20 protein-coding genes and 1 tRNA gene are annotated in these 26254 nt (G+C 63.0%); 15 read left to right on the top strand and 6 right to left on the bottom strand.

The window, feature by feature from the left end; genetic code table 11:
• Positions 1-30: 30 nt before the first annotated feature.
• Positions 31-1731, bottom strand: coding sequence for a long-chain fatty acid--CoA ligase (locus XB14_RS15760; RefSeq protein WP_077962506.1), 1701 nt, complete (start codon positions 1729-1731; stop codon positions 31-33).
• Between the two features lie 337 nt (positions 1732-2068).
• Between XB14_RS15760 and XB14_RS15755 the strand changes: the two genes are divergently transcribed.
• From XB14_RS15755 to XB14_RS15715, 8 genes are all read left to right on the top strand, one after another.
• On the top strand, positions 2069-3304 hold the full coding sequence (locus XB14_RS15755; protein WP_143348398.1) for an MFS transporter: 1236 nt from the start codon (positions 2069-2071) through the stop codon (positions 3302-3304).
• A gap of 188 nt (positions 3305-3492) precedes the next feature.
• Positions 3493-4653 carry an AI-2E family transporter gene (locus XB14_RS15750; protein ID WP_034797607.1) on the top strand — a complete coding sequence of 387 codons (1161 nt, stop codon included), beginning with the start codon at positions 3493-3495 and terminating at the stop codon, positions 4651-4653.
• Between the two features lie 326 nt (positions 4654-4979).
• Positions 4980-5066, top strand: coding sequence for a K(+)-transporting ATPase subunit F (kdpF, locus tag XB14_RS33940; RefSeq protein ID WP_057248082.1), 87 nt, complete (start codon positions 4980-4982; stop codon positions 5064-5066).
• An 84-nt stretch (positions 5067-5150) separates the two neighbouring features.
• Positions 5151-6860 carry a potassium-transporting ATPase subunit KdpA gene (kdpA, locus tag XB14_RS15735; RefSeq protein ID WP_077962504.1) on the top strand — a complete coding sequence of 570 codons (1710 nt, stop codon included), beginning with the start codon at positions 5151-5153 and terminating at the stop codon, positions 6858-6860.
• A 13-nt stretch (positions 6861-6873) separates the two neighbouring features.
• Positions 6874-8991 (top strand): potassium-transporting ATPase subunit KdpB, encoded by a 2118-nt coding sequence (gene kdpB / locus XB14_RS15730; protein WP_077962503.1) that lies wholly within the window; start codon positions 6874-6876, stop codon positions 8989-8991.
• A 2-nt stretch (positions 8992-8993) separates the two neighbouring features.
• Positions 8994-9563 (top strand): potassium-transporting ATPase subunit KdpC, encoded by a 570-nt coding sequence (gene kdpC / locus XB14_RS15725; protein WP_077962502.1) that lies wholly within the window; start codon positions 8994-8996, stop codon positions 9561-9563.
• A gap of 22 nt (positions 9564-9585) precedes the next feature.
• On the top strand, positions 9586-12282 hold the full coding sequence (locus XB14_RS15720) for a sensor histidine kinase (RefSeq protein WP_077962501.1): 2697 nt from the start codon (positions 9586-9588) through the stop codon (positions 12280-12282).
• Positions 12279-12971 (top strand): response regulator, encoded by a 693-nt coding sequence (locus XB14_RS15715; RefSeq protein ID WP_077962500.1) that lies wholly within the window; start codon positions 12279-12281, stop codon positions 12969-12971. Before XB14_RS15720 ends, XB14_RS15715 begins: the two co-directional genes overlap by 4 nt.
• 21 nt (positions 12972-12992) lie before the next feature.
• On the opposite strand, the gene XB14_RS15710 is transcribed toward XB14_RS15715, so the two are convergent.
• Together XB14_RS15710 and ampC are read right to left on the bottom strand one after the other, a co-directional pair.
• On the bottom strand, positions 12993-14207 hold the full coding sequence (locus XB14_RS15710; protein ID WP_234804053.1) for an alpha/beta hydrolase: 1215 nt from the start codon (positions 14205-14207) through the stop codon (positions 12993-12995).
• A 249-nt stretch (positions 14208-14456) separates the two neighbouring features.
• A complete protein-coding gene (gene ampC, locus XB14_RS15705) occupies positions 14457-15629 on the bottom strand; it encodes a class C beta-lactamase (protein ID WP_077962499.1) in 1173 nt (390 codons plus the stop codon).
• Between the two features lie 535 nt (positions 15630-16164).
• Here ampC and XB14_RS15700 point away from each other — a divergent pair.
• The 6 genes from XB14_RS15700 to XB14_RS15675 all read left to right on the top strand — a co-directional run bounded on the left by XB14_RS15700 (position 16165) and on the right by XB14_RS15675 (position 21622).
• Positions 16165-16416 (top strand): glycine zipper 2TM domain-containing protein, encoded by a 252-nt coding sequence (locus tag XB14_RS15700; RefSeq protein WP_077962498.1) that lies wholly within the window; start codon positions 16165-16167, stop codon positions 16414-16416.
• 17 nt (positions 16417-16433) lie between these two features.
• Entirely contained in the window at positions 16434-16784 is a 351-nt protein-coding gene (locus tag XB14_RS15695; RefSeq protein ID WP_077962497.1) for an EF-hand domain-containing protein, read from the top strand.
• A 455-nt stretch (positions 16785-17239) separates the two neighbouring features.
• On the top strand, positions 17240-18541 hold the full coding sequence (locus tag XB14_RS15690) for a DUF3300 domain-containing protein (protein WP_179119606.1): 1302 nt from the start codon (positions 17240-17242) through the stop codon (positions 18539-18541).
• A gap of 20 nt (positions 18542-18561) precedes the next feature.
• The gene (locus XB14_RS15685; protein WP_077962495.1) at positions 18562-19518 is read left to right on the top strand and encodes a DUF2950 domain-containing protein; all 957 of its coding nucleotides are present in this window, start codon (positions 18562-18564) and stop codon (positions 19516-19518) included.
• Positions 19519-19523: 5 nt separating this feature from the next.
• The gene (locus XB14_RS15680) at positions 19524-20756 is read left to right on the top strand and encodes a hypothetical protein (protein ID WP_077962494.1); all 1233 of its coding nucleotides are present in this window, start codon (positions 19524-19526) and stop codon (positions 20754-20756) included.
• 197 nt (positions 20757-20953) lie between these two features.
• Positions 20954-21622, top strand: coding sequence for a VOC family protein (locus XB14_RS15675; protein WP_077962493.1), 669 nt, complete (start codon positions 20954-20956; stop codon positions 21620-21622).
• Positions 21623-22396: 774 nt separating this feature from the next.
• Here the strand turns inward: XB14_RS15675 and XB14_RS15670 are convergent.
• Together XB14_RS15670 and XB14_RS15665 are read right to left on the bottom strand one after the other, a co-directional pair.
• A tRNA-Thr gene (locus XB14_RS15670) sits at positions 22397-22472 on the bottom strand.
• A 76-nt stretch (positions 22473-22548) separates the two neighbouring features.
• Positions 22549-23559, bottom strand: a complete 1011-nt coding sequence (locus tag XB14_RS15665; protein WP_077962492.1) for an NAD(P)H-dependent flavin oxidoreductase — start codon at positions 23557-23559, stop codon at positions 22549-22551.
• Positions 23560-23901: 342 nt separating this feature from the next.
• Between XB14_RS15665 and XB14_RS15660 the strand changes: the two genes are divergently transcribed.
• The gene (locus tag XB14_RS15660) at positions 23902-25137 is read left to right on the top strand and encodes a biotin transporter BioY (protein WP_077962491.1); all 1236 of its coding nucleotides are present in this window, start codon (positions 23902-23904) and stop codon (positions 25135-25137) included.
• An 80-nt stretch (positions 25138-25217) separates the two neighbouring features.
• Here the strand turns inward: XB14_RS15660 and ppk2 are convergent, their stop codons facing one another.
• A complete protein-coding gene (ppk2, locus tag XB14_RS15655) occupies positions 25218-26114 on the bottom strand; it encodes a polyphosphate kinase 2 (RefSeq protein ID WP_077962944.1) in 897 nt (298 codons plus the stop codon).
• Positions 26115-26254 lie beyond the last annotated feature (140 nt).

The following is a 26254-nucleotide window of genomic DNA, read 5'->3' as shown; positions in this document are numbered from 1 at the left end:
TTTTTTAAATCGTTTGAATTTTGCAGTAGTTTACCCGCGCAGGTCCTTGCGCAGGATCTTGCCGACATTGGTCTTCGGCAGTTCGGTGCGGAATTCGACGAAACGCGGGCGCTTGTAGTTGGTGAGGTTGGCGGCGCAATGGCGCTTGACCTCCTCTTCCGTCAGCGAGGGATCCTTCTTGACCACGAAAAGCTTCACCGCTTCGCCGGAATGCTCGTCCGGAATGCCGATCGCAGCGCATTCGAGAATGCCCGGATGGGTCATCGCTACTTCCTCGATCTCGTTCGGGAAGACATTGAAACCCGAAACCAGGATCATGTCCTTCTTGCGGTCGACGATCTTGACGAGACCGTCGGCGTTCATGAAGCCGATGTCGCCCGAACGGAAGAAGCCATCCGGCGAGATCGCCTTGGCGGTTTCGTCCGGCCGCTGCCAGTAACCGACCATCACTTGCGGGCCGCGAATGCAGATCTCGCCGACTTCGCCGATCGGCAGCGTACTGCCCTGGTCGTCGCGGATCTCCACGTCGGTGGACGGGATAGGCATGCCGATCGTGCCGGTGAACTCGGTTGCGTCGAGGATGTTGGCTGTTGCCACAGGCGAGGTCTCCGACAGGCCGTAGCCTTCGGCGATCGAGCAACCGGTCATCTGCTTCCAGCGTTCCGCCACCGGACGCTGGATCGCCATGCCGCCGCCAAAGGTCAGCATCAGCGACGAAAAGTCGAGCTTCTGGAACTCCGCATTGTTCATCAGCGCGTTGAACAGAGTGTTGAGGCCCGGGAAGATATTGGTCTTGTACTTGCCGAGTTCCTTGACGAAGCCCGGAATGTCGCGCGGATTGGGGATCAGGATGTTGTTGCCGCCGGTGGCAAGGCCCATCAGCGAATTCACCGTCAGCGCGAAGATGTGGTAGAGCGGCAGCGCGCACATGAAGACGAGATTGTCCGGCCGGGCGCGCGAGCGGAACGCCGTCTGAAACCAGATTTCCATCTGCGCCATGTTCGACAGAAGGTTCGAATGGGTGAGCGTCGCGCCCTTGGAGACGCCGGTCGTGCCGCCGGTATATTGCAGGAAGGCGACGTCGCTGGAAGCGACGTTCGGCTTCGTCAGCTTGGCTCGCCCGCCCTTGGCAAGAACGTCCTTGAACGAGAGGTGGCCGGGGATCGACCAGGCGGGAACAAGCTTCTTGACCCGGCGGACCACCAGATTGACGATCGCGCCCTTCAGGCCGAGCATGTCGCCCATGGTCGCGACGACGACGTGCTTGACCGAGGTCTTGTCGACCACCTGCTGCACGGTGTGAGCGAAATTTTCCAGAACGAAGATCGCCTTGGCGCCGGAATCGGTGAGTTGGTGCTGCAACTCGCGCGGCGTGTAGAGCGGGTTGACGTTGACGACGGTAAAACCGGCCCTGAGGATGCCGTAGACTATGACCGGGTTCTGCAGGACATTCGGCATCATCACCGCGACGCGGTCGCCCTTGACAAGGCCGAGCGATTGCAGCCAGGCGCCGATCCTGGCGGACTGCGCGTTCAGATCGGCAAAGCTCAGCGTCTTGCCCATGCAGGTGAAGGCCGGACGGCTCGAATAGCGGGCCACGGCGTGGTCGAAGAATTCGCCGATCGACTTGTAGGGCAGGGGGCCGATTTCGGCGGCTATTCCGGGTGGATAGGATTTCAGCCAGATCTTGCCTGGGCTGATACCCGTCTGTTGTGCGCTGACTTCCGCCATGACCTCTCTCCCTCTGGTCGCCACAGGCTGGCCTGATCGCGGCCTGAGAAAATCCCTCCTGATCCTCTCATGCCGATGAAGATGATGCTTTTGCGACACCTCTTCAAGCTGAGATTCGGGATTATATAACTTTGACGTAAACGTCAACTGAGCTTACGGTTAACAGGCGCCGGCGGCGTCTGCGAAAAAGTATGACGAGAACCGCAAAAGCTTTGCCTGGCCTCGGAAAACCCTGTATTGCATTGCAGCATATCCCTGTTGGTCCAATCCAACATCCGCCGACATATCCCCCAGATTTTTCTCCGGCCGCAAGGTCCGGCGACACTGGCCATTGCCCATGAGCGAACCCATGTGTGACGAAGCCTTTTCTTCTGCCGTCAATCCGCGCCGGGCCCGCGTTTCCGCCGCCGAAGTGGCGCTCGCCGTTGGCGGCTTCGGGATCGGCACCGGCGAGTTCGCGATCATGGGTCTCCTGCCGCAGGTTGCCGAAGACGTATCGGTCTCGGTGCCACAGGCCGGCTGGGTCATCAGCGCCTATGCGCTCGGCGTCGTCGTCGGTGCGCCGCTGATCGCGGTGCTCGCAGCCCGCTTCTCTCGCTTCCGGGTGCTTTTGGTGCTGATGCTGGTTTTTGCTATCGGCAATTTTGCGAGCGCCATCGCTCCGGATTTCTACACGCTGATTGCCGGGCGCTTCTTCACGGGCCTGCCGCATGGCGCCTATTTCGGCGTCGCCGCGCTGGTGGCTGCCGGCCTTGCCGCGCCGCACCAGCGGGCCCGCGCCGTCGGCCGGGTGATGATGGGGCTGACCATCGCCACCCTCTTCGGCACGCCGCTCGTCGCCTGGTTCGGCCAGGCGCTCGGCTGGCGCTCCGCGTTTGCCATCGTCGGCGCCATCAGCCTCCTGACCATGGCGCTCACCTTTGCCCACGTACCGCGGGACAAGGGCAACCCGAAGGCGACGCCGCTTCGCGAACTGGGTGCGCTCGGCAAGCTGCAGGTCTGGCTGATGCTCGGCATCTGCGCCATCGGCTGCGGCGGCATGTTCGCCGTCTTCAGCTACATCACGCCGGCGCTGACCGAAGTCGCAGGTGTTTCGCTTGGCAATGTGCCGATCATGCTTTCGGTCTTCGGTGCCGGCATGATCCTCGGCAACATCGTCGGGGCGCGGCTTGCCGACTGGGCGCTGATGCCGGCGATCGGTATCGCCATCGTCTTCAACATCTTCGCCTATGTGCTTTTCTATTTCACCATGGGCAATCCGTGGATCGCCATCGTCAACGTGCTCTTCATCGGCGGTGGCTTTGCCGTCGTCCCGGGCGTGCAGACCCGGCTGATGGATGTCGCCGGCGAGGCCCAGACGCTGGCTGCTGCCCTTAGCCACTCCGCCTTCAATCTCGCCAATGCGCTTGGCGCCTGGCTCGGCGGGGTTTCGATCGCTGCCGGTTACGGCTGGACCTCCACCGGTCTCGTCGGTGCCGTCCTCGGTGTTGCCGGCTTCGGTATCTTTCTCGCCTCGGTCTTCGTCGACCGCGCACAGCCTGTGCGTATGGCTGCAAAACCTGCGGCGGAATGACCGGCTTTATCGAAAGAAAGCCGGGTGCTCTTGAACCCTCCTAAATTTTTCTGTCATGTCCCGCCGCTAGCGTCGGCCACGGCCCTGAAACTACCGTAAAGCAGGGGCAAAGGGGCGGCGCGCGGCGTCAGATAGGATGGCAAGGCCGCGGGTTTGTTGTAAGCTCGTCGGAAGACGGAGGATCATTGGTGCAATTGGGCAATCGCGAACGAGAGAATTTTGCCGTGGAGCCACGGCTCCTCGGGCACACTGCCATTTCGCGCCATGCCCTTGTCGGCCCCATGACCGCTGCCCGCTGGATGCTGGTCTTCGTCCTGCTTGCCGGCGTCTATTTCTTCCATGGTTTCGTCGTTCCGGTTCTGGCCGCTGTCGTCATCGGGTTTGCTAGCTGGCCGATCTATCGCCGGCTGCTCGCCGGTGTGAACGGCAACCGGACGCTTGCCGCCACCATCGCGATCGTCTGCGTCATCTCCTTCATCGTCGTGCCGATCTCGATTGCGGCCGTCTATGCGGTCGACGAAGTGCGCGACTGGGTCGTCTGGGCCGTCGAGACCAATGCCAACGGTGCCGTCGTGCCCGCGTGGCTGTCGAGCATTCCGATCGCCGGTGTCTGGCTTGGCGAGCAATGGGTCAAGCATATCGGCCATCCGGGCGCGCTCGGCGAACTGGTCCAACTCGTCAGCGGCTCCAACATCGGCAATATCTACCGCGGCGTTCTGGTCGTCGGTGCCTCGACGTTCCATGCCTTCCTGACGCTGCTGTTCATGCTGATCACGCTGTTCTTCGTCTATCGCGATGGGCAGTCCTTCTCCGGCCAGCTCGACAAGCTCGGCGAGCGCATCTTCCCGATGCGCTGGGAACGGCTGTCGCGCGTCGTGCCGCTGACGATCAGCTCGACGGTCACCGGCATGGGCATCATCGCCATTGGCGAAGGCATCGTGCTTGGCGTCGCCTATTGGCTTGCCGGCGTGCCGTCGCCGGTCACGCTCGGCATCATCACCGGCCTGATGGCGCTGATCCCCGGTGGCGCGCCGCTCTGCTTCACGCTGGTCTCGGTCTATCTCGTCGCCAGCGGTTCGCCCATTCACGGCCTGGCGCTGTTCACCTGGGGCACGACCGAACTCTTCATCGTCGACAAGACGCTGCGTCCGCGCCTCGTCGGCGGCCCGATCAAGCTTCCCTTCCTGCCGACCTTCTTCGGCCTCGTCGGCGGCGTGAAGACCATGGGTTTCCTCGGCCTCTTCGTCGGTCCGGTGCTGATGGCGCTGCTCGTTGCGATCTGGCGCGAATGGATGCGCGAAGCTACCACGCCCACCGAAACGAGCGTGAACGAGATTATCAAGGGCTAGGTGCTCTTTTGCCGAACCGGCGGTCGCATACGGGCGGCCTCGGGAAATCTTCAGCTTGTGGCAGATAGGCCGTACCGGACCGGTTCTGCGCCTATGAAGGTCGCTTCCCGCGCTCCCGAACGGATCTTTGCGGGCGTCTTTATCTTTTCCTTATGCCTCCTTCCGACCATCGCAATCGATAATTGACCCGCTGCGGGAGCAAGATCCGGACTTCAACAGTCCGGAGTATTTGCATGTCCGATGTTCTTTTCCTCGCCGCCGGCATCGGCGGCTTTGTCGTGTTCGCGCTTTATGCGCGCGCGCTGAGCCGGCTTTAGGAGGGCGTCATGTTCGAAGCCCTGATCGGTCTCGCAGTCGCCGTTGCGCTTGCGGCCTACCTCGTCGTCACCCTCGTTCGCCCGGAACGGTTCTGACCCGGTCTACGGGATCGGACCGTTGGCCTTTCGCATCAGCCGGGCGCCTTTGCGCCGTCCGGTCGCCCTTAGCGGAGAAGTCTCATGTCTATCATCGGGTGGCTGCAGATCAGCCTCCTTTTCATCGCCGTCCTGATTGTCATCAAGCCACTGGGGCTTTACATGGCGCGGGTCTTTTCCGGTGAACGCAACGTCTTTTCGCCCGTCCTCGGTCCCGTCGAGCGCGGCCTTTATCTCGCCGCCGGCGTCGATCCGAAGAAGGAACAGGGCTGGCTCGCCTACACGATGTCGATGCTCGCCTTCAGCCTCGCCGGCTTCGTCTCGCTCTATGCGATCCTAAGGCTGCAGGCCTATCTGCCGATGAACCCGCAGGGTTTCGCCGGCATGCCCTCCGATCTCGCCTTCAACACGGCGGTCAGCTTCGTCACCAACACCAACTGGCAGAACTACGGCGGCGAAACCACGCTCAGCCATTTCAGCCAGATGGCCGGCCTGACGGTGCATAACTTCGTGTCGGCCGCGACCGGTATCGCCATGGCGCTCGCCGTCACCCGTGCCTTCGCCCGCTCGAATGCCTCGACCGTCGGCAATTTCTGGGTCGATCTCACCCGTTCGACGCTTTACGTGCTTCTGCCGATCGCCGTCGTCATGGCCCTTGCCATGGTCTGGACCGGCCTGCCGCAGACCTTCCACGCCGACCTCACCGCAACCACGCTTGAAGGCGCCAAGCAGACGATCTCCGTCGGCCCGGTCGCAAGCCAGGAGGCGATCAAGCAGCTCGGCACCAATGGCGGAGGCTTCTTCAACGTCAACGCCGCCCATCCGTTCGAGAACCCGACCGCGTTCTCCAACTATCTCAACATTTTCGCGATGCTGTCGATCTCGGCGGCACTCGTCTACACCTTCGGCCAGATGGTCGGTAACCGCCGCCAGGGCTGGGCCTTCATCGCCGTCACCGGGATCCTTCTGATCTCGGGTGTTGCGGTCGTCTACTGGGCGGAAACGCAGGGCAACCCGATCCTGACCGCGCTTGGCCTCGATGCTGTCCAGGGCAACATGGAAGGCAAGGAAGTGCGCTTCGGCCAGGCGATGACGGCGCTCTATGCGGCGGTCACCACCGGCCTCTCGGATGGCGGCGTCAACGGCATGCACGGCTCGCTGACCGGCCTCGGCGGTCTTGTGCCGATGTTCCTGATGCAGCTTGGCGAAGTTCTGCCCGGCGGCGTCGGCTCCGGCCTCTATGGCATGGTGGTCTTTGCGATCCTCGCCGTCTTCGTTGCCGGCCTGATGGTCGGCCGCACGCCGGAACTGCTCGGCAAGAAGATCGAGAGCCGCGAGATGAAATACGCGATGTTCGCGGTTCTCATCCTGCCGGTGACGATCCTCGGCTTTGCCGCGGTCTCCGCCATGCTGCCCTTTGCGGTTGCGAGCATCGGTACTGCGGGCCCGCACGGTCTGTCGGAAATCCTCTATGCCTTCACCTCGGCTGCCGGCAACAACGGCTCGGCCTTTGGCGGTCTCACCGGCAACACGCCCTGGTACAACACGACGCTTGGCCTTGCGATGCTGCTCGGCCGTTTCGCCTACGCCGTTCCGGTGATGGCGATCGCCGGCTCGATCGCGGTCAAGACCCGCGTGCCAGCGTCCAAGGGCACGTTCCCGACCGACACGCCGCTTTTTGTCGGCCTGCTTGTCGGCATCATCCTCATTCTCGGCGGGCTGCAGTTCTTCCCGGCGCTCGCTCTCGGTCCCATCGTCGAGCATCTCTCGATGCTTGCCGGCCAGACCTTCTAAAGGAATTCGACACATGTCTTCCAAACCAGTTGCTCCAAGTCTTCTGGACCCGGCGATCCTCCTGCCGGCGGTCAAGGCGGCGTTCGTGAAGCTCGACCCGCGCCAGCTCGTGCGCAATCCGGTGATCTTCGTCACCGAGGTGGTTGCGGCCGTTGTCACCGGCCTCTTCATCCGCGATATCGCCACCGGCACCGGCAGCCCGCTCTTCTCCGGGCAGATCGCCGCCTGGCTGTGGTTCACGGTGCTTTTTGCCACCTTCGCCGAAGCCGTCGCTGAAGGCCGTGGCAAGGCACAGGCCGACAGCCTGCGCCGCACCAAGTCCGAGCTGACGGCGCACAAGCTCGTCTCCGCTGAGGGCCGCGAGACCCAGACGATTCCGGCGACGTCGCTGAAGGTCGGCGATCTCGTGCTCGTCGAGGCAGGCGAACTGATCCCCGGTGACGGCGAGGTCGTCGAAGGCGTCGCCTCGGTCAACGAAAGCGCCATCACTGGCGAATCCGCGCCCGTTATCCGCGAATCCGGCGGCGACCGCTCGGCCGTCACCGGGGGCACGCAGGTGCTTTCCGACTGGATCAAGGTCCGCATCGGCGTGGCACCCGGCAACACCTTCGTCGACCGCATGATCGCGCTGATCGAAGGCGCCCAGCGCCAGAAGACCCCGAACGAGATCGCGCTGTCGATCCTGCTTTCGGGCCTGACGCTGATCTTCCTGGTGGCCGTCGTCACGCTCTGGGGTCTCGCCGGTTACTCCGGTACTGTCCTCTCGGTCACCGTGCTCGCAGCCCTGCTCGTAACCCTGATTCCGACCACGATCGGAGGCCTGCTTTCGGCCATCGGCATCGCCGGCATGGACCGCCTGGTGCGCTTCAACGTCATCGCCACCTCCGGGCGCGCTGTCGAGGCCGCCGGCGACGTCGACACGCTGCTGCTCGACAAGACGGGCACGATCACTTTCGGTAACCGCATGGCCGCCGACTTCATGCCGGTGCCCGGTGTCAGCGAAGCGGAGCTTGCCGATGCGGCGCTGCTTGCGAGCCTTGCCGACGAAACGCCCGAGGGCCGCTCGATCGCCGCCCTTGCGACCGGCGAGTTCGGCCGCCAGGCACCCAATGTCTCGCTCCCCGAAGCGGGCAAGGGCGAGGTCGTGGCGCTTGCCGTCGGTGGTGGCGCCAGCCAGGCCGGTGCAACGCGGATCGACGCGGTCATCCCTTTTGCCGCGGAAACGAGGCTCTCGGGCGTCGACTTCGGCGGTCGCCGTCTGCGCAAGGGCGCTGTCGACTCGATCCTGAAGTTTACCGGCATCCGCGACGAGAACGTGCCGAGCGAGTTCCGCCGCGCCGTCGACCAGGTCGCGCGCACCGGCGGCACGCCGCTTGCCGTCGCCGACGGTCCGCGCCTGCTCGGCGTCATCCATCTGAAGGACGTCGTCAAGCCAGGTATCAAGGAGCGTTTTGCCGCTCTTCGCGCCATGGGCATTCGCACCGTCATGGTGACGGGCGACAACCCGGTAACCGCCGCGGCAATCGCGTCTGAAGCCGGCGTCGATGACTTCCTTGCGGAGGCAACGCCTGAAGACAAGCTCGCCTATATCCGCAAGGAGCAACAGGGTGGCCGTCTCATCGCCATGTGCGGCGACGGCACCAACGACGCCCCGGCGCTCGCCCAGGCCGATGTCGGCGTCGCCATGCAGACCGGCACGCAGGCCGCTCGCGAGGCCGCCAACATGGTGGACCTCGATTCCAGCCCGACGAAGCTCATCGAGATCGTCGAGATCGGCAAGCAGCTGCTGATGACCCGCGGTTCGCTGACGACGTTTTCGATCGCCAACGACGTGGCAAAGTACTTCGCCATCATCCCGGCGCTGTTCATCACCACCTATCCGGCCCTTGCCGCGCTCAACGTCATGGGCCTGGCTTCGCCGCAATCGGCAATCCTGTCGGCGGTGATCTTCAACGCGCTTATCATCGTCGCGCTGATCCCGCTGGCGCTGAAGGGCGTCAAGTACCGGCCGGTCGGTGCGGCAGCGCTTCTGCGCCGCAACCTCCTTGTCTACGGTCTCGGCGGCATTCTCCTGCCTTTCGCAGGCATCAAGCTCGTCGACCTCGCCGTCAACGCACTCAATCTGGTGTAACCATGCTGAACCAAATTCGCCCCGCCATCGTGATGATCGTGCTTCTGACTGCGATCACCGGCCTTGCTTATCCTTTCGCCATCACCGGCATGTCGCAAGTGCTGATGCCGGCACAGGCAAACGGCAGCCTCATCGAGAAGGACGGTGCCTTGATCGGTTCCGAACTGATCGGCCAGAACTTCACCTCCGACAAATACTTCTGGCCGCGTCCGTCCGCGACCGGGCCGGAAGCCTACAACGCCGGGGCATCGAGCGGCTCCAACCTCGGCACCACCTCGGTCAAGCTTAAGGATCGTGTCGCAGCCGATGTCGAGCGCCTGAAGGGCGCCGGCTTCACGGGTGAAATTCCCGCCGATGCGGCAACGACTTCCGGATCCGGTCTCGACCCGCATATCACCCCGGCCTTCGCTCAGGCGCAGGTCGCCAGGGTTGCCAAGGCGCGTGGTCTCAGCGAAGCAGACGTCGCCGCCCTGGTCGACAAGGCGACCGAGGATCGGCTGCTCGGGGTCGTAGGCGAGCCGCGCGTCAATGTGCTAGAACTCAACCTGGCCCTGGATGCGCCCCGAACCTGAGACCCCACGCCTGAGACATTGAATGCCCGAAAGTGATCGCGACGCCAAAAGTCGCCCCGACCCAGACGCGCTATTGGCCCTTGCCGCGCAGGATCGCCGAGGAAAACTGACCGTTTTCCTCGGCGCTGCCCCCGGCGTCGGCAAGACCTACGCGATGTTGACCCGGGCGCGCCGCCTGAAACAGGATGGGGTCGATATCGTCATCGGGCTCGTCGAAACCCATGGCCGCAGCGAGACTGCGGCACTTATCGATGGATTGGAAATTCTTCCGCGCCGCGATGTGAACCATCGCGGCCGTGTGCTTCCCGAGTTTGACCTGGATGCAGCGCTTGCGCGCCGGCCGAAAATCATCGTCGTCGACGAACTGGCCCACAGCAATCCGGCCGATAGCCGACACCCGAAGCGCTACCAGGACATTGAGGAACTGATCGCCGCCGGCATCGATGTCTGGACCGCGCTCAACATCCAGCATCTGGAAAGCCTCTCCGACGTGGTTGCGCAGATCGCCGGCGTGCCGGTGCGCGAGCGGGTGCCGGATACGGTGCTGAAACGTGCCGATGAAGTGCTTCTCGTCGACCTGCCGCCGGCCGAATTGATCGAGCGCCTGAAGGAAGGCAAGGTCTATCTGCCCGACGGCGCCAAGCGCGCCACAGATCGCTTCTTCCGATTGGGCAACCTGACGGCGCTGCGCGAGCTGGCTCTGCGTCGCACGGCCGACCGGGTGGACGACCAGATGGTCGACTACCTCAAGCAGAACGCGATCGAAGGCGTCTGGGCGAGTGGCGAGCGCTTACTCGTGTGCATCGGTTCCGATCCGCTCTCCGAAAAGGTCGTGCGCACGGCGAGCCGGCTCGCCGAGGGCCTGAACGCTCCCTGGATCGTCGTCTTCATCGAGCGCGCGGACCGCGAAAGCGGCGACGGCGAGGATGTGCGCCGGCTCGACGAGACCTTCCGCCTTGCCGAGCAGCTCGGTGCCGAGACGCGTCGTATCATCGGCAACGATTTCGTCGAGGAGATATTGAAGCTCGCGCGTCGCGAGCACGCGACGCAGATCGTCATCGGCATACGCCGCCAGTCCTTTCCGATGCGGCTGTTTCGCCAGTCGCTTCCCGACGCCCTGGCCGAGCGTGTATCCGAGGTCGGCATCCACCTCGTCACCGATCGCGAGACGGTGCCGGTCAAGCGGAAATCCACGGGCAAAAGAACGTTGCCGCCCGGAACCGGGCGCGCCGTCGCCATCGCCGCGGCCTCCGTGACCGCTTCAACGGCAGTCGGTCTGCTGCTTGGCCATTTCATTGTCCTGCCCAATATCTCGCTGCTTTACCTGCTTGCGGTTCTCGCGTCCGCGACCTATGCCGGCCACATCTCGGCAATCGCAGCGGCGCTGTTTTCGGTGCTCGCCTACAATTTCTTCTTCATTAAACCCACCGGCACCTTCACCATCGCGGAGCCGCATGAGGTGTTCGCGCTCGTGATCTTCCTGGTCGCGGCCGCTCTTGCCGGCAGCCTCGCCTCGCGGGTGCGCGAGCAGGCGAAATCGGCACGCCAGCGCGCGGCCGCGACACAGGCGCTCTACGATTTTTCCCGCAAGCTCTCAGGCACGGCCAAGGCCGACGACGTGCTGTGGGCGGCGGTGACGCAGATGCAGTCGACGCTGAAACGTAGTTCGGCGCTGCTCCTGCCGGAAGACGGCGACCTGCAATTGAAGGCTGCCTGGCCGCCGGACACCGAACTCGACGTCACCGACATCATGGCGGCACGCTGGGCGATGGACAAAAAGGAACCGGCCGGCAACGGCACGGGCACGCTGCCGAACAGCCCCTTCCATTTCCGGCCGCTGACGAGCCCGCACGGCGTCGTCGGCGTCTGCGGCTTCGTCCAGGCCGACAAGCCGCTGGAGATCAACGAGGAGCGGGCGCTGGCAGCGATCCTCGACCAGACGGCGATCGCCGTCGACCGGGCCCGGCTGTCACGCGAAAGCCTCGACCAGGCGGCAAAACTCGAAGGCGAGCGCTTTCGCGCCGCCCTCCTGTCGTCCATTTCGCATGATCTGAGAACCCCGCTTGCGACCATCACCGGCGCCGTTACCAGCCTGCGCCAGCTCGGTGATCGCATGCCGCCGGAAAGTCGCGACGACCTGTTGCAGTCGATCGAGGAGGAGGGCGGCAGGCTGACGCGTTTTGTCGCCAACCTGCTCGACATGACCCGCATCGAGGCCGGCACCGTCAATGCCAAGCGCGATTGGGTCGATGTCGCCGACGTGGTGCGGGCGGCCGTCGATCGCGCCCGCAAATACTTCCCGGATCGCGAGGTCGAAACCAGCATCGCGTCCGACCTGCCGCTGATGCGGGGCGACAGCGTGCTGCTCGGCCAGGTGCTCTTCAACCTGCTCGACAACGCCAACAAGTATGGCGGCGACGAGCCGATCAGCATCTATGCCCGTACGGACGGCAACGACATCGTGCTGTCGGTAACCGACCTTGGCAAAGGCATCCCACCCAAGGATCTCGAGCAGGTCTTCGAGAAATTCTTCCGCCGCGGCAAGGCGGATGGCCGCACGCCGGGGACCGGGCTCGGGCTTTCGATTGCCAAGGGCTTCGTCGAGGCCATGGGCGGGCAGATCAAGGCGGAAAGCCCGGCGCTTCGCCGCCGCGGCACGCGCATTTCCATGCGCTTTCCCGCCGCCAAGGCTGAAATCTCCGAAAAGGACCGTGCATGAGCGTGGAGCGCATCCTCGTTGTCGACGACGAACCCCAGATCCAGCGTTTCCTGAAACCCGCGCTGAGCGCTGCCGGCTATGACGTTCGCGAGGCGATGACCGGCGCCGAGGCGTTGAAGGCGGCGGCGACGATGGCGCCGGATGTCGTCATCCTCGATCTCGGCCTGCCCGACATGGACGGCAAGGAGGTCATCGCAAACCTGCGCGGCTGGTCGCAGGTGCCGATCATCATCCTGTCGGCGCGCGACCGGGAAAGCGAAAAGATCGCAGCACTCGATCTCGGCGCCGACGACTATATCGAAAAGCCCTTCGGTATCGGCGAACTGACGGCCCGCATCCGCGCGGCCCTTCGCCACCGGGTGCAGATGGAAGGCGGCCAGACGCAGCTGTCCGCCGATGGCGTGGCGATCGACACGATCAAGCGGGTGGTGACGAAGGACGGCGAACCGGTGCGCCTGACGCCGAAGGAATACGACCTGCTGGTAATGCTGGCGCATCACGCCGGCCGCGTCGTCACCCACAAGACGCTCTTAACCTCGGTCTGGGGCGTCGCCCATGGCGAAGACCTGCATTATCTGCGCGTCTTCATCGGCCAGCTGCGCGGCAAGATCGAGCGCGATCCGGCCGATCCGAAGATCATCCGCACGGAGCCGGGCGTCGGCTATCGCTTCGTCGGCGACGAGGGCTGACGGCAGCCTGCCGCCAAGCCCTTAGTTTATCTTCACCGGCGTCGGCGTGTCGGTCGCGAGCGTGTCTCCGACGACCACCTTCTTCTTTCGCGCCGGCTGCGGGTTTTCGAGGATCGACACAGGCGCCGAGACGGTGACGGCCGCGACGTTGCCGACGTTTCTCGCCGTGCCGGCGACGACCGCGGCAATGCCGGTTCCAACCGAAATGTCGGAATCGGTGAGCGTCTGCCCGGTGGCGAGCCGCTGGCCGATCAGCTGGACGATTTCGGGGCTTTCGGCAAACTTTCCGTGGTGCAGGCCGTCCTCAGACTTAACCTTTGTCAGGTCGATGGCAGTGATGCCGGCTCGCTCCAGCTGGGTGCGGTAGGGTTCTGCCGACGGATCGATCGCGCCGAGGCGGGAGACGTCGCCGGAGATGAAGCTCGAAAGCGCCAGCGCACGGTCGTCCTGCGAAACGAAGATCGTGAACTTCGGCCGCTTCTTACCCATTTCCACGAATTGCTTGGCAAAGACGTCGAGGTCGATATCGGGCGAAGCGAGAATGACGTTCTCGATCTTGGAGGGGACGTTGCCGTCGCGGATGCCCATCTGCCGGAGCGATTCCATCGTCAGCCAGGTGCCCATGGAGTGGGCGAGGATGGTGATGCTCTTGACCTTCGGCGCGTCGGAAAGCTTCTTCAGAATGTCTTCAAGGGCCGTGCGCGAATAGTTCGTGCTTTCCTTGTCGTAATTGTAGTCGAACACGTTGGCGCGCGAAGGCCAGGTGAAGAGAACCGGCGTCGCTTGCACATCCGAGTCATGGACGATCTGCGCCAGCCGGTAGACCGAGTCCTCATAGCGGTTGTTGAAGCCGTGCACGAAAACGAAGGCATTGCCGCCGACATCGTGCTGCAGGAACCAGGATTTGGCTTCATCGAGCGACCTGAGCTCGTTCACCCGCGTAACGGCGAATTCCTTGGCCGGATCTGGCGGCAGCTTGCGCGGCCATTGCACTGTGCCCGATTTGCGTGCCGTTTCCGGCGGGATCGAGACAGCGACATCGGTAAGGAAGGTATTGGCGTCGCGCTCGCCGGAAAAGAGCGTTGCCGGGTCGCCGGAGGGTTCGCGCGTGGTCGCGACAAGCATGTCGACGGTGGACGCGCCCGGGACCGGAGCGGTGAGCGCGACGGGCGCCATCACACCCTTGGCATGGCCGCCGCAGCCGGCAAGCAGCGTCAGCGCTGCAAGCACGAACATTGTCCGCCCCCTGCCTGCGCCTCCCCGATGTAACGAACCCTGAACTCCCACCCATTCGAACATCGGCATCCCCACATTACGCCTGAACTCGACTGCATCTGATAGCGCTTTCGCGAAACGCAGATGACAATACTCGGCGCTAATATGCAAGCAGGCGCTGATTGAAGATTCGCTATAGAGTTGTTGATGGATGTCGTTTCCCGTGTCGCGGGCTTGCCGCGACACGAAACCGATGCGGGCGATCTGTCGTTACTTCGCCGCCGCTTCCAGCGACTTCAGGATCGCGTGAGCAGCCTTGATCCTCTCGGGGTTCGGGTAGTTGCGGTTGGCAAGCAGCACGATGCCGATCTTCTTCTCCGGCACGAAGGCGACATAGCCGCCGAAGCCGTTGGTTGAGCCGGTCTTGTTGTAAAGCGTCGAACCATCGGGGCGCTTCGGTGGATCCAATGCCTTGACCGGGTTGCTTTTCAGAGCCATGTCGCGCGAATTGCCGTCGAGCAGCCGCTCCAGCGAAACGGGGTAGGGGTATTGTTCCCAGCCCAAGCCCTGGACCATCTTGCCGCTGTCGAAATATCCGACATGGGTGCCTTCGACCGCCTTGCGGATCGCGCCGTCGAGAAGTTCAGGCTGGATGTTGGTCTCGACGAAGCGGATCATGTCTGTGGTCGATGACTTTACCCCATAGGCCTCCGCGTCGAATGTACCGGCAGTGACGCGAATTGGCTTGTCGGCCTTGCCGTAGCCCCAGGCGTAGCTGCCCATCTGGCCGTCGGGAACGCGGACATAGCTGTGCTTCAGGCCGAGCTTGGGAAAGATCTCGCTTTCGAGAACCGCGCTGAAGCTGCCGCCCATCGCCAATGCCGCGGTGTGGCCGAAGAGGCCGATGCTCGGATTGGAGTAGCGGCGTGTCTTCCCGGGCTTGGCGTCCGGTTTCCATGTGCTGAAATAGCCAACCATGTCGGCGTCGCTCTTGACCGCATCGGGAAACTGAAGCGGCAGCCCGCCAGCGGTATAGGTGGCAAGATGCAGGAGGGTCGCCTTGTCGATCGGCGTGCCCGCAAAGGCCGGGGTGTACTTGCCGGGATGATCGTCGAACGAGAGCTTGCCGGTGACCTGCGCATAGGATGCCAGTGTCGCGGCGAAGGCCTTGCTGATCGAGCCCAGTTCAAACAGCGTATTCTCGGTGACCGGTGCGTTCGTTTCCTTGGAAGCGACGCCGTAGTTCATGAAATAGTGCCGGCCTTCAACGGTGACGGCGACGGCCATGCCCGGCACCTTGTGTTCGCGCATGATAGGGCGGATCGCCTTGTCCACGGCAGCGGCAATCTGCGCCCGCTCGCCGCCTTCGGCAAAGGCGCTGGACGCCAGGGTTGCAAGGATTGCAGTAGAAAGACCTAATTTAATTGTCGCCATTCTATCCATTCGATGTGTTCTCTCTCGATAGGTATGCTGTCGGTGGCGCCGGCGTGGGAGGGCGGCCGGCCACGGTCGGAGATGGTGTGTCGGGTCCGGGCTGGCGCTTCGCCGGCCCATGTCTCGCCAGGCCACGGAGACCCTGCAAGAATTGTCCAACAGGACGGCAAAGAGCTAGACCGCCCCGCCCGACGGCACAAATGACGATATTTCGAGGGAGACCCTAGAAAATCTAAGGTGAGATGTCGCCGCGCGGGAGACGATTTCCAGAGGTCGAAAAGGCGACGGGGAGGGGCGCTGGCGCGGTGCGCTCCATAAAATTGCGTGGTCCGTTGTCATTGCGGGCGCTCGGGCGTAGTATTTGCCGGCAGTTCAAGGCCCTGTTGTTGCCAGACTGCATGTCTAATCCGCGAGCTGCTTCTGATCGAACAGAAGAGTCTCCCCGATTCCGGGAGAATATTCGGAAGCTTATTTACATCCGACGCCACTCAATGGCGCCTCCGCCGATCTCTATTGCAATCAGACGGCCATATTGGAGGATAAGATGAGCAAGCAGACCATAACTATCATTCTTGCCGGCGCCCTAGCCTTATCGGGGTGCCAATCGGCCTATATGTCCAAGAGCGGTTCGACCGGCAACGAGTTCGGCTGCATTGCCGGAACCGTCGGTGGTGCAATCGTCGGCGGCCTGATCGGCTCGACGATCGGTTCGGGCACCGGTCAGCTATGGGCCGTTGGTGGTGGAGCGACACTCGGCGCTGCTGCCGGCAACGCGCTGACATGCCGCTACTATTGATCGAGGAACAGAGCAGAATGAAGAAAATCGTTCTTATGAGCGTGCTTGCGCTCGGCCAGATCACACCGGCGATCGCGCAGCAAGCTGCGACGATGAACCAGGGACAGATGAGCGCGCTCGACAGCAACAAGGACGGCGCGGTCGAGCGGTCCGAGTACGAGGCCTTCATGGCGAGCGCCTTCGCCAATCTCGACAAGAACAAGGACGGAAACCTTACGTCCGACGAGACGAAGCAGGCGCTGAACGCTCAGCAGTTTGCCGCCACCGACGCCAACAGCGACGGCAAGATCAGCCGGAACGAGTTTCTGGATCGGGTGATGGCGGACTTCAAAACCGCGGATCGAAGCGGTGACGGCAGCCTGAAATGATGCACGGGGCCGATGCCGACGGCCCTTGATCCCGGTCGTTCGTGGCTGGCAGGCACAGGCTTCGGCCCCGGCTCTCGCGCAGGCAAAGACGGCGTGCGCGCTCGCACGTCCTCATTTTCCGGTTGCAATTGCCGGGCGTTCTGTTTCTCATGGCTAAAATTCTCCGGCAGCTGGTAAGCTGGCTGCCGGTGCTCATGCCGCTCTTCCTGATTGTCCCATTCGGCTTTCTGACAAGCGACCAGGTTCTTTACGCAAGCGTCCGTCTTGCGGAAGGGGACGTCGATGACAGCGAATGGGAATTCTCGCGATTGCCCCGCCGGCCCCCTAAGGCCGGCGCCGTGACGTCCAAGCCGGGGGACCTCCCGGGCTCGTTTGTTGATCGTTGTGCCTGGATAGGAGAGACCATGTTCGACCGACCTCGTTCTTTGCGTGCGCCGACGGTGGCATTGCTTGCCATGCTGACGGGTTCGTTTGCGGTGGGCACTGCGCTGGCGCAGGAGCAGGCCGCTACCCAGGCGCCGACTGAAGAGGCGCCGCAACCGCTCAGCGAAGACGAACTTGAAGTCCTCGTAGCACGCATCGCGCTTTATCCCGACGAACTCGTCGCGCTCGTGACCTCGGCGTCGCTCTACCCGCTGCAGATCGTCGAGGCGGAGCGCTTTCTCGAGACTTCGAAGACCAAGAAGGACATGAAGCCGAAGGACAGCTGGGACGGCAGCATCGTCTCGCTGCTGAACTATCCTCAGATCGTCAAGATGATGAGCGACGACCTCGACTGGACCCAGTCGCTCAGCGATGCGCTCGCCTACCAGCAGAAAGATGTGCTCGTCGCCATCCAGCAATTGCGCGACAAGGCCGTCGCCGAAGGCGTCATCAAGTCGGACGACAAGGTGGTGGTGAAGCAGGAAAACGACAACGTCGTGATCCAGGCTGCGAACCCGGAGAAAATCTACGTCCCGCAGTATGAGCCGCAGATGCTCTATGATCCGGGCTATCAGCCGGCTCCGATCGCCTATTATCCCGAGCCCTATCCGAACTACTACTATCCGACGGCGACCTTCTTTGCCGGCGTGGTTACGGGTGCTGCCTTTGCCGCCGTCGTCGACTGGGACGATTGGGGTGTGTGGGGCGGACGCTGGAACGGCGGCGATGTCGATATCGACTGCAACAACTGCTTCAACAACATCAACGGCAAGGTGAAATTCAACGACATCGACTGGAAGAATGTCGATCGCAGCAAGATCAGCTTCGACAAGAACCAGTTCGCCAAGATCGATCGCACCTCGATGGAGCGGGACTTCGAGTCGGCGAAAGGCAACAACATCGCCAACCGGGCGAAGGTGGCGCGTACCGACCAGATCGGCACGGCGGCAAACAGGGCCGGTAGCGGGGTTTCGGTGGACGATGTGCGCAAGAGCAAGGTCGAGGCGCGCCAGCGGGAAAATCTCGGGCGGGGCGATATCGGCCCCGGCGATCGCAAGCCGGGCAACCAGATCAAGGCAAGACCGGCGGGCGCCGACAAGATCGGCAATGCCAAGCCCGCGGCCAGGGCCGATCGCCAGGTCGCCAAGCCGAAACCGGGCGGCAAGATCGATCGCGGCGGTGGCGGAAAACCATCCGCCCTTGGTCAGGTCCAGAGCGGACGGGTGACCAAGATGCAGTCGGACCGCGGCCGGCAGGCGCTTGGTGGCGGCCAGCGCGGCGGTGGCCAGCCGCACCGCGAGATCAGGCGTGGTGGCGGCGGACGGCATCGGTAACCCAAGGGAGGAGAACGAAAATGACCAAGCTCGTAGACGGCCTGCTCCTGTCCTCTTTCGTCGCCGCCGTGCTCGCCGGTGGTTTCGCGGCGGTCGCCTTTGCCCAGGATGCGGCGGCGCCCACGCCGCTTTCCGACTATGCGGCCGCAAGCGATCCGCCGGTGTTCGATACTGCGGAACAGGCGGTCGACGCCTTCAAGTCGACTGTTGCTTCCGGCGATTTCGACAAGCTCGCAAACCTGGTGGGGCTGGATGCGGCCAAGGCCAAGACCAGCGACGGGGTGATGGACGCCTACGCCGATATCCAGGCGGGCGTAAAGAAGAAGGTGGCCGTACAGGACGTCGAAAACCGAAAGGTACTGGAGATCGGCGAGGTGCTCTGGCCCTTCCCGTTCCCGATCGCCAAGGGCGACGACGGAAAATGGGCCTTCGACACCTATACCGGTCTCGAGGAGATCGCCAATCGCCTGGTCGGCCGCAACGAACTCGACACGATCGCGACGGTCCGCGCCTATGTCGAGGCGCAGGAGGAGTATGCGCTCGAAGATCATGACGGCGACAGCGTGCTCGAATACGCGCAGAAGCTGATCAGCAGCGAGGGCAAAGCCGACGGGCTCTACTGGCCCGCGGGCGAGGGCCAGCCACAGAGCCCGGCCGGCGAAGCGCTCGCCGATGGCGCAGTGCTTGCCAAGGCGCAGGCTGGCAAGGGCTATTTCGGCTATCGCTATCGCGTGCTGACGAGCCAGGGCGACAACATCGCCGGCGGCAAGTTCGACTACATCATCAACGGCAACATGATCGCCGGCTTCGCGCTGGTCGCCTGGCCGGTGAGATACGGCGCCACGGGCGTTCACAGCTTCGTCGTCAACCGCAACGGCACCGTTTACCAGGCCGATCTCGGCGACAGGACCGAGAGCGTTGCTCAAGGCATCCGGCAGTTCAACCCCAACGACAACTGGCAGGTCGTGGGGGATTGAGCGCCATGAGCGGAGCGGACCCAGGCGACAAGGCATCCGGCGGCGACGCGGCGGATGCCGCGCCGGCGGCTCGGCAGGGAAAGATCGCCGAGTACCTCGCCTCCCATGGCGGCCCGTTCTTCGAGCTGCAGGCAAGGCTGAAGCTGTTGCGTGCGAACGCGCTGCAGTCGGGAAAACGGGCTATGCTTTTCGTCGCGCTTGCCTGGGGCGTTCCCTTTCTGCTTGGCCTGCCCGACAGTCTGTCGCTCGACCATAGCCAGGGCGCCTATCTGACCGATCCGGGCGTCTGGGCAAAGTTCTTCGTCGCGATTGCCGCTTTCGTGTTGGCCGAACAGCAGGTCGAGCGGGGGCTTCGCATCAAGCTCGGACAGTTTTCGCGAGCGCCGCTCATCGCGCCGACCTCGATGCCATCAGCCGCGCGCGCGATTTCCAACGCGCTGAAACAACGCGATTCCGGGCTGGCGGAAACCGTCTGCCTGGCACTGGCCGCGGTCGCAGCGCTGCTTTCGTTCCTGAACTTCCATACGACAGACGCCTCGTTCTGGGCCGTCGGGCACGCGGCCGAGGGCAACAGGATTACCGCTGCCGGCTGGTGGTCGATCTGCGTCAGCCTACCGCTCTTCGTCTTCCTGTTCCTGCGCGGCGTATGGCGGCACCTCGTCTGGGCGCGACTTTTGCGCAAGATCGCTCAACTGGAGCTTCGCCTCGTCGCCGCCCATCCCGACGGCAAGGGTGGCCTCGGCTTTCTGTCGCAGTATCCGAACGCCTACATGTTCTTCGTCTTCGGCATGAGTGCCGCGATCGCGGCCGCAGTCATGAAGCACCTGCTGCAGGAGACGCTGTCGATGACGACGTTCAGCATGATCATGAGCGGGTGGCTGGCGATCGTGATCGCCTTCTTCGCCTATCCGTTGTCGGCCTTTTCCAAGCCGCTCGCGCAGCTGAAGGAAACCGGGCTCCTGATGTTCGGCGTGCAGGCGACCCGCTTCCAGCGCGCAGCAGAGCGCAAGGTGCTCGGCCGCAACGTGGCAGCCGATGCGACCGAAGAACCCGACGACGACGTGGCCGACCCCGGCAAATTGTTCGACGCGACGAAGAAGCTTTCGACCATGCTCATCAGCCGCGACGCCGTCGTGCCGGTCGCCGCCGCCGCCCTCATCCCCTTCGCCGTCGCTGGGGCGACGAGGCTGCCCTACAAGGAAGTGTTTTCGGTGTTGAAGAAGCTGTTGCTGCTTTGATGCGGACGCTTCGATGCTTTGTCCGGGAGCATGCGCCGATCGAGCTCAGCCCATTTGACCGAGATTGTCGCGGTGACGTTCGAAACAGAAAATCCGGCTGCTCGTGGCCAGGATCGGCAAGCCTATTGACCTCAACTAAAGTTGAGGTCGTATCACCTGTCCGATAGAGCCAATTGTCATGCGACGGATCGGACTTCATGCGCATCTCCAGACTGATACTGCCGGCATCGGATGTCTCCAAAAGCGCAGCCTTCTTTCGCGACGTCCTCGAGCTGCCGACAGACGGGAATTCCATCCAGGTGGGGCGGAGCGAAATCCAGCTGATCCCCGCGGTTGAAGAAGCGCCGCGCGGCGTGCATCTGGCCTTCAACGTACCCTATGAGCGCTTTGACACGGCCGTCGCTTGGTTGAAGGGGCGGACATCCCTCCAAAGGGAGCCGGATGGGGGCGAGTGCTTTGCCCTTGAAGGGGATTGGCAATCAAGGTCGATCTACTTCGACGGCCCCGACAACGCCGTGTTGGAACTGATTGGCCGCCGCAGGCTGCGCGATAGTGCCAGGAACCGACCATTCAGCGGGGCTGACTTATCCTGTCTCAGCGAGGTCGGCGTTCCATCCGATGATGTCGACGGCATGGTGGCCGAGGCCGCCTGGACGTTCGGCGTCGGAACGATCGGGCCAGCCTCGTCCAGCTTTGCGGCAATCGGTGACGATGAGGGGCTTCTCATCGTGGTCGCACCAAACCGGCCCTGGTTTCCGGAACGGCGTCAGCTGCCGAGTGCGCGCGGCTTGGAGATTGTCCTGGAGGGCGTGAAGGGGCCGGAAATGCTGGTGAGCCCTCTCCATGGCTGGAAGGTTCACGCGTGATAACGCAGGTTTCTCTTGGTTCGTTTGTTTAGTAGCTGGGTTTGAAAGAAGTTCACCTATTTCGCGCCTTAGGTTTAGCACTAAGGCTTATGATTTGGTGATTTGAATATCCTGGCAGGGCACGCGCGGTCAGAACAGCCAGGCGCTGAAGATTGTGTAAAAGATTCCACACGAGGCGGCACGAAAGGCCGACGGTGAGTACGAGGAGCGATAACAAGCTGAGGCAAAGGTAAGCTACGGATGCCAAGGCCGTCATGATTGGAGAATTGTGGAGATGGAGTTTTCCGCGCGTTCCAAAGTGGTCTCTGACAAGGGGCCCGGTAACCGCAATATTCTCAAATCCGTCAGCGCGCAGAAAGCGAAAGGCGACTCTCATTTGCCGTGTGGCCTCAGCTGACACCTGGGCCCTATCGTTGTAGAGGCGAAGCCTCATGCGAAGCATTGGCAAACTCCCAACATGCAGAGATGCAGTTCGACCCTCTATCGCAGGGTTCAATGCAGCCGTTGCGTTCGAAACGTCAGCGTACTTGAACATGGTATCTGGGATCGGACGGATGGGCTGAGATCCCCACAACGCGAGAGTTTGTCTAAGACTTAACATAGGCACACCTGAAAATTGATTGTGCCGCTCCTAAGGTCGGGGTCTTGTGCCAGGCTGTCGCTCATTTGCCCTACCGTTTGGGATGCCCAACGGAGCGCAGGGAGGGGAACGTCGCCTGACGTCTCGCGAATTCGCTACAACGTTCCGCTTCGTCAAATAAACGATGGGAGAAATGGTGCCGCTTACGTGACTCGAACACGTGACCCCATCATTACGAATGATGTGCTCTACCGACTGAGCTAAAGCGGCCCGGAGGCGGTTCCGCGGAAGCCCGCGGAACGAATGTGAGGCGCTGATAAACGCAAAGCGCCAAGATTTCAAGCCATCAGTTTCGAGAAGTTGAAAATTCCTTGTTGGTGGTCGCAACGGGCAGTGCGTTCAGGCCGAGGCGGGTGCGCGCCGCGTCGTATTCGCGCTCGAGCCGGTCGACCAGGCGGGCAACCGACGTCACTTCCTTGACCGCGCCGATGCCCTGGCCGCAGCCCCAGATGTCCTTCCAGGCCTTGGCGCCGTCGGTCGCCGCGCCGAAATCCATTTTCGACGGGTCGGCCTCGGGCAGGTTGTCCGGATCCATGCCGGCGGCCGAGATCGAGGGTTTCAGGTAGTTGCCGTGAATGCCGGTGAAATAGTTGGAGTAGACGATGTCGGCGGCGTTGCTGTCGACGATCATCTGCTTGTAGGCGTCGCTGGCACGGGCTTCCTCGGTGGCGATGAAGGACGAGCCGATATAGGCCATGTCGGCGCCCATCGCCTGGGCCGCCAGAATGGCGCCACCCGTCGAAATCGCGCCGGAGAGAAGCAGCGGCCCGTCGAACCAGGAGCGGATTTCCTGGATGAGCGCAAAAGGAGACAGCGTTCCGGCATGACCGCCCGCGCCGGCGGCAACCGCGATCAGGCCGTCGGCGCCCTTGCGGATCGCCGAATTGGCGTGGCGGTTGTTGATGACGTCGTGAAGCACGATGCCGCCATAGGAATGGATGGCGGCATTGACCTCCGGCACGGCGCCGAGCGAGGAGATGACGACCGGAACCTTGTACTTGATGCAGAGCATCAGGTCCTGTTCGAGCCGCGCATTGGACTTGTGCACGATCTGGTTGACGGCAAAGGGTGCGGCGCGACGGCCCGGATTCTTGGCGTCGTGGTCGGCGAGCGTTTCGGTGATCTCGGCCAGCCATTCGTCGAGCTGGGATTGCGGACGGGCGTTGAGCGCCGGGAAAGCGCCGATGACGCCGGCCTTGCACTGCGCGATCGTCAGCTTCGGATTGGAAATGATGAACAGGGGGGCGCCGACGACCGGCAGTCTCGTCGTTCCGGAAAGAATTGGCGGAAGCGGCATCGGTTTCTCCATCCCTCGGTAGGTCGCGCCAAAGTTTTGACGTTTGCGTAAACGTCAAAAATAGATAGCAGCAAGTTTGCCGCTTGCAAAGGGCGGTTTGGCCGCGATATCGCCGCCGCTTTTGCGCCTAGGTCCGGCGAAGGACGGCGTTTTCCCCGGCCTTGGCCGGTCGCGCCCTTCGGCGGACTTGCGGATTCGGACAGCAGCGGTTACGCAATTGTTAACAAAACCAACGGCGTGCCTCCAGATTTAACCCTTATGCCCTTGCGGTTGGATCGAGAGTGGCGGTCAACTGCGGCGCGCCGGCAGGTCCAAAGCCCTGCCTACACAGAAGGACTTGATGTGAGCGGACTTGAGACTGCGATCAGAAATGCGCTTGAGCGCTCCGATCGCGCCAATGCGGAAACGCGGGCGCGCATCTATCAATCGGCCCGTCAGGCGCTCGAAACCGGGTTGCAGAAACAGGGGATCGAGGACGGCAACGTCATCGCCCAGCAGCGTCATCGGCTCGAAGCCGTCATCCACGCCATCGAAACGGAGGAGAGGGCGGCCCTAAGGACGCGGCAGCCCGCACCGCCGGTGGTGGGCCTCGACGATGCCGCGCGCGCGGCGCGCGGGCCGGCGCAGCCGCGGGTTGAGCCGCAAGTCCGGTCGCAGCCCCAAACGCAGGCCCAACCGCAACCTCAAACCCAGACGCCGCCCCAGAGCCAACCACAGACCCCGGCGGCTGGTCGTCGGGAGCCCGGGTTTGCCGCCGACGCGCCGCGCCAGGCGGTGAACGATGGCGGGCTCGGCGGTCTGCGCGTCGATCGGGACGGTCCGGTGGTATCGACGCGGGCTGCCGCCGAAAGCACAACGAATGCCGGCGAAGCGGCCAGCGCCGCGCCCGCGGTGCGTGGAGATACGCGCAAACGCCGGCGCAAGCGCAGCCGTTTTCTGTCCTTCACCATGGTCGTCGTCACGCTTGCGGCAGCGGTCGGTGCTGCCGTCTGGTGGGTGCAGACCAATGACCTCCTGAAATCCGCCGCCGAACGCGACACGAATGTCGCCAATCCTCCGGCGTCGGTCGCCTCGGAAGACTTCGATGGCGCCGCCGGATTGCGGACGCTCGGCGCGCAGCAGGGCTTTACCGGTGATTGGGTCGAGGTCTTCACGCCCACGGAAACCGGCGCGATCGCGCCCGGTGCGCAGGCAAAGGTCGAGCCCGTGGACGACGAAGGCGGACGACGCGTGCAGCTGACATCGGCGGTCGGCGACGCGGAAGGGGATATCACCATCGAAATCCCGGCGACGGTCCTGGCGGAGCTTTCCGGCAAGACGTCGACGCTCGCGCTGACGGTGCAGGCGCAGCCGGGCAAGACCACCGAATTCGCGGTCGAATGCAATTTCTCCTCGCTCGGCGAATGCGGCCGCCACCGTTTCACCGTACATGACGAGCGGCTCGACATGCTGTTCAAGATCACCTTCGACCGTAGCCTGGCGCCGAACTCCCCCGGCCAGATCGTGATCAACAGCGATATCAGCGGCGAGGGCAAAAGCCTGAGCCTCTACGCCATCCGCGTTCTGCCGGGGCAATAAGCCGGCTGCCGCAACTTAGCAGGCCGGGCGGCAGGAAAATCTGCCGGCCGGTCGGCTCGGCCGGTCCCGATGGGGCTTGTCTATTTCAGGAAACCGGGGCCCGATCCGATGATCTTGTCATCGACCTCCCCGATCGCGCCCTTGTCCTTGCCGTCGTAATCGAGCGAGGAGAGGATGTGGCGGATCAGGTTGAGCCGCGCCCGCCGCTTGTCGTTGCCGCGTATCACCGTCCATGGCGCATGATCCGTGTGGGTCGCCTTCAGCATTTCGTTGCGCTTGGCGGTGTAGTCGTCCCACTTGTTGAGCGCGGCGATGTCCATCGGCGACAGTTTCCAGATCTTCAAGGGATCGTGGCGACGATCGTGGAAGCGCTTGAGCTGCATTTCGCGGCCGATACTGATCCAGAATTTGAAGAACTGGATGCCTTCGTGCACGATCATCTTTTCGAAGCGGGGCACCTGTTTCAGGAACTGCTTGTGCTCATCGGGCGTGCAGAAGCCCATGACCGGCTCGACGCCGGCACGGTTGTACCAGGAGCGGTCGTACAGCACGAATTCGCCTGCTGTCGGCATGGTCGCGACATAGCGCTGGAAATACCATTGCCCACGCTCGGTTTCCGTCGGCTTGGTCAGCGCGACGATGCGCGCCCAGCGAGGGTTCAGGTTGCCCATTGTCGCGTGGATGGCGCCGCCCTTGCCGGCGGCGTCGCGGCCCTCGAACAGCGCCATCATGCGCTTGCCGGTCTTTTGCTGCCAGAGCTGAACCTTGACCAGTTCGACCTGAAGCGCCTCCAGCGTCTCGGTGTACTCTTCTTCGTCGAGCTTCTTTTTGTAGGGATAGTCGTCCGAGGCGAAGGCCGCGTCGTCGATCCACTTCGGCAACTCGGGATTGTCGATGTCGAAAACGCGGCTCTTGCCGTCTATTTCGAGTTCCACAGCGCGATTTTCCGCCTTGTCCGTCGTTTCCGTTACCGCCATCGGTTCGCCCTTTCGGCTTGGCGCAGGGGTCCGAAAACCGGCTTCGATCATCGGATGGATCATGCGCGTTTTCAAACTTTCGGACCCGCGCACGCCGCCGGACGAGCAGAGCGCTTGCGACCCGATTTCGTTGGAGGAGG

It is taken from the genome of Ensifer adhaerens (genome assembly GCF_002007205.1).
Classification (GTDB): Bacteria; Pseudomonadota; Alphaproteobacteria; order Rhizobiales; family Rhizobiaceae; genus Ensifer; species Ensifer adhaerens_D.
The sequence above is the reverse complement of the archived record's forward strand: the minus strand, read 5'-3'. Positions and strand labels throughout refer to the sequence as shown.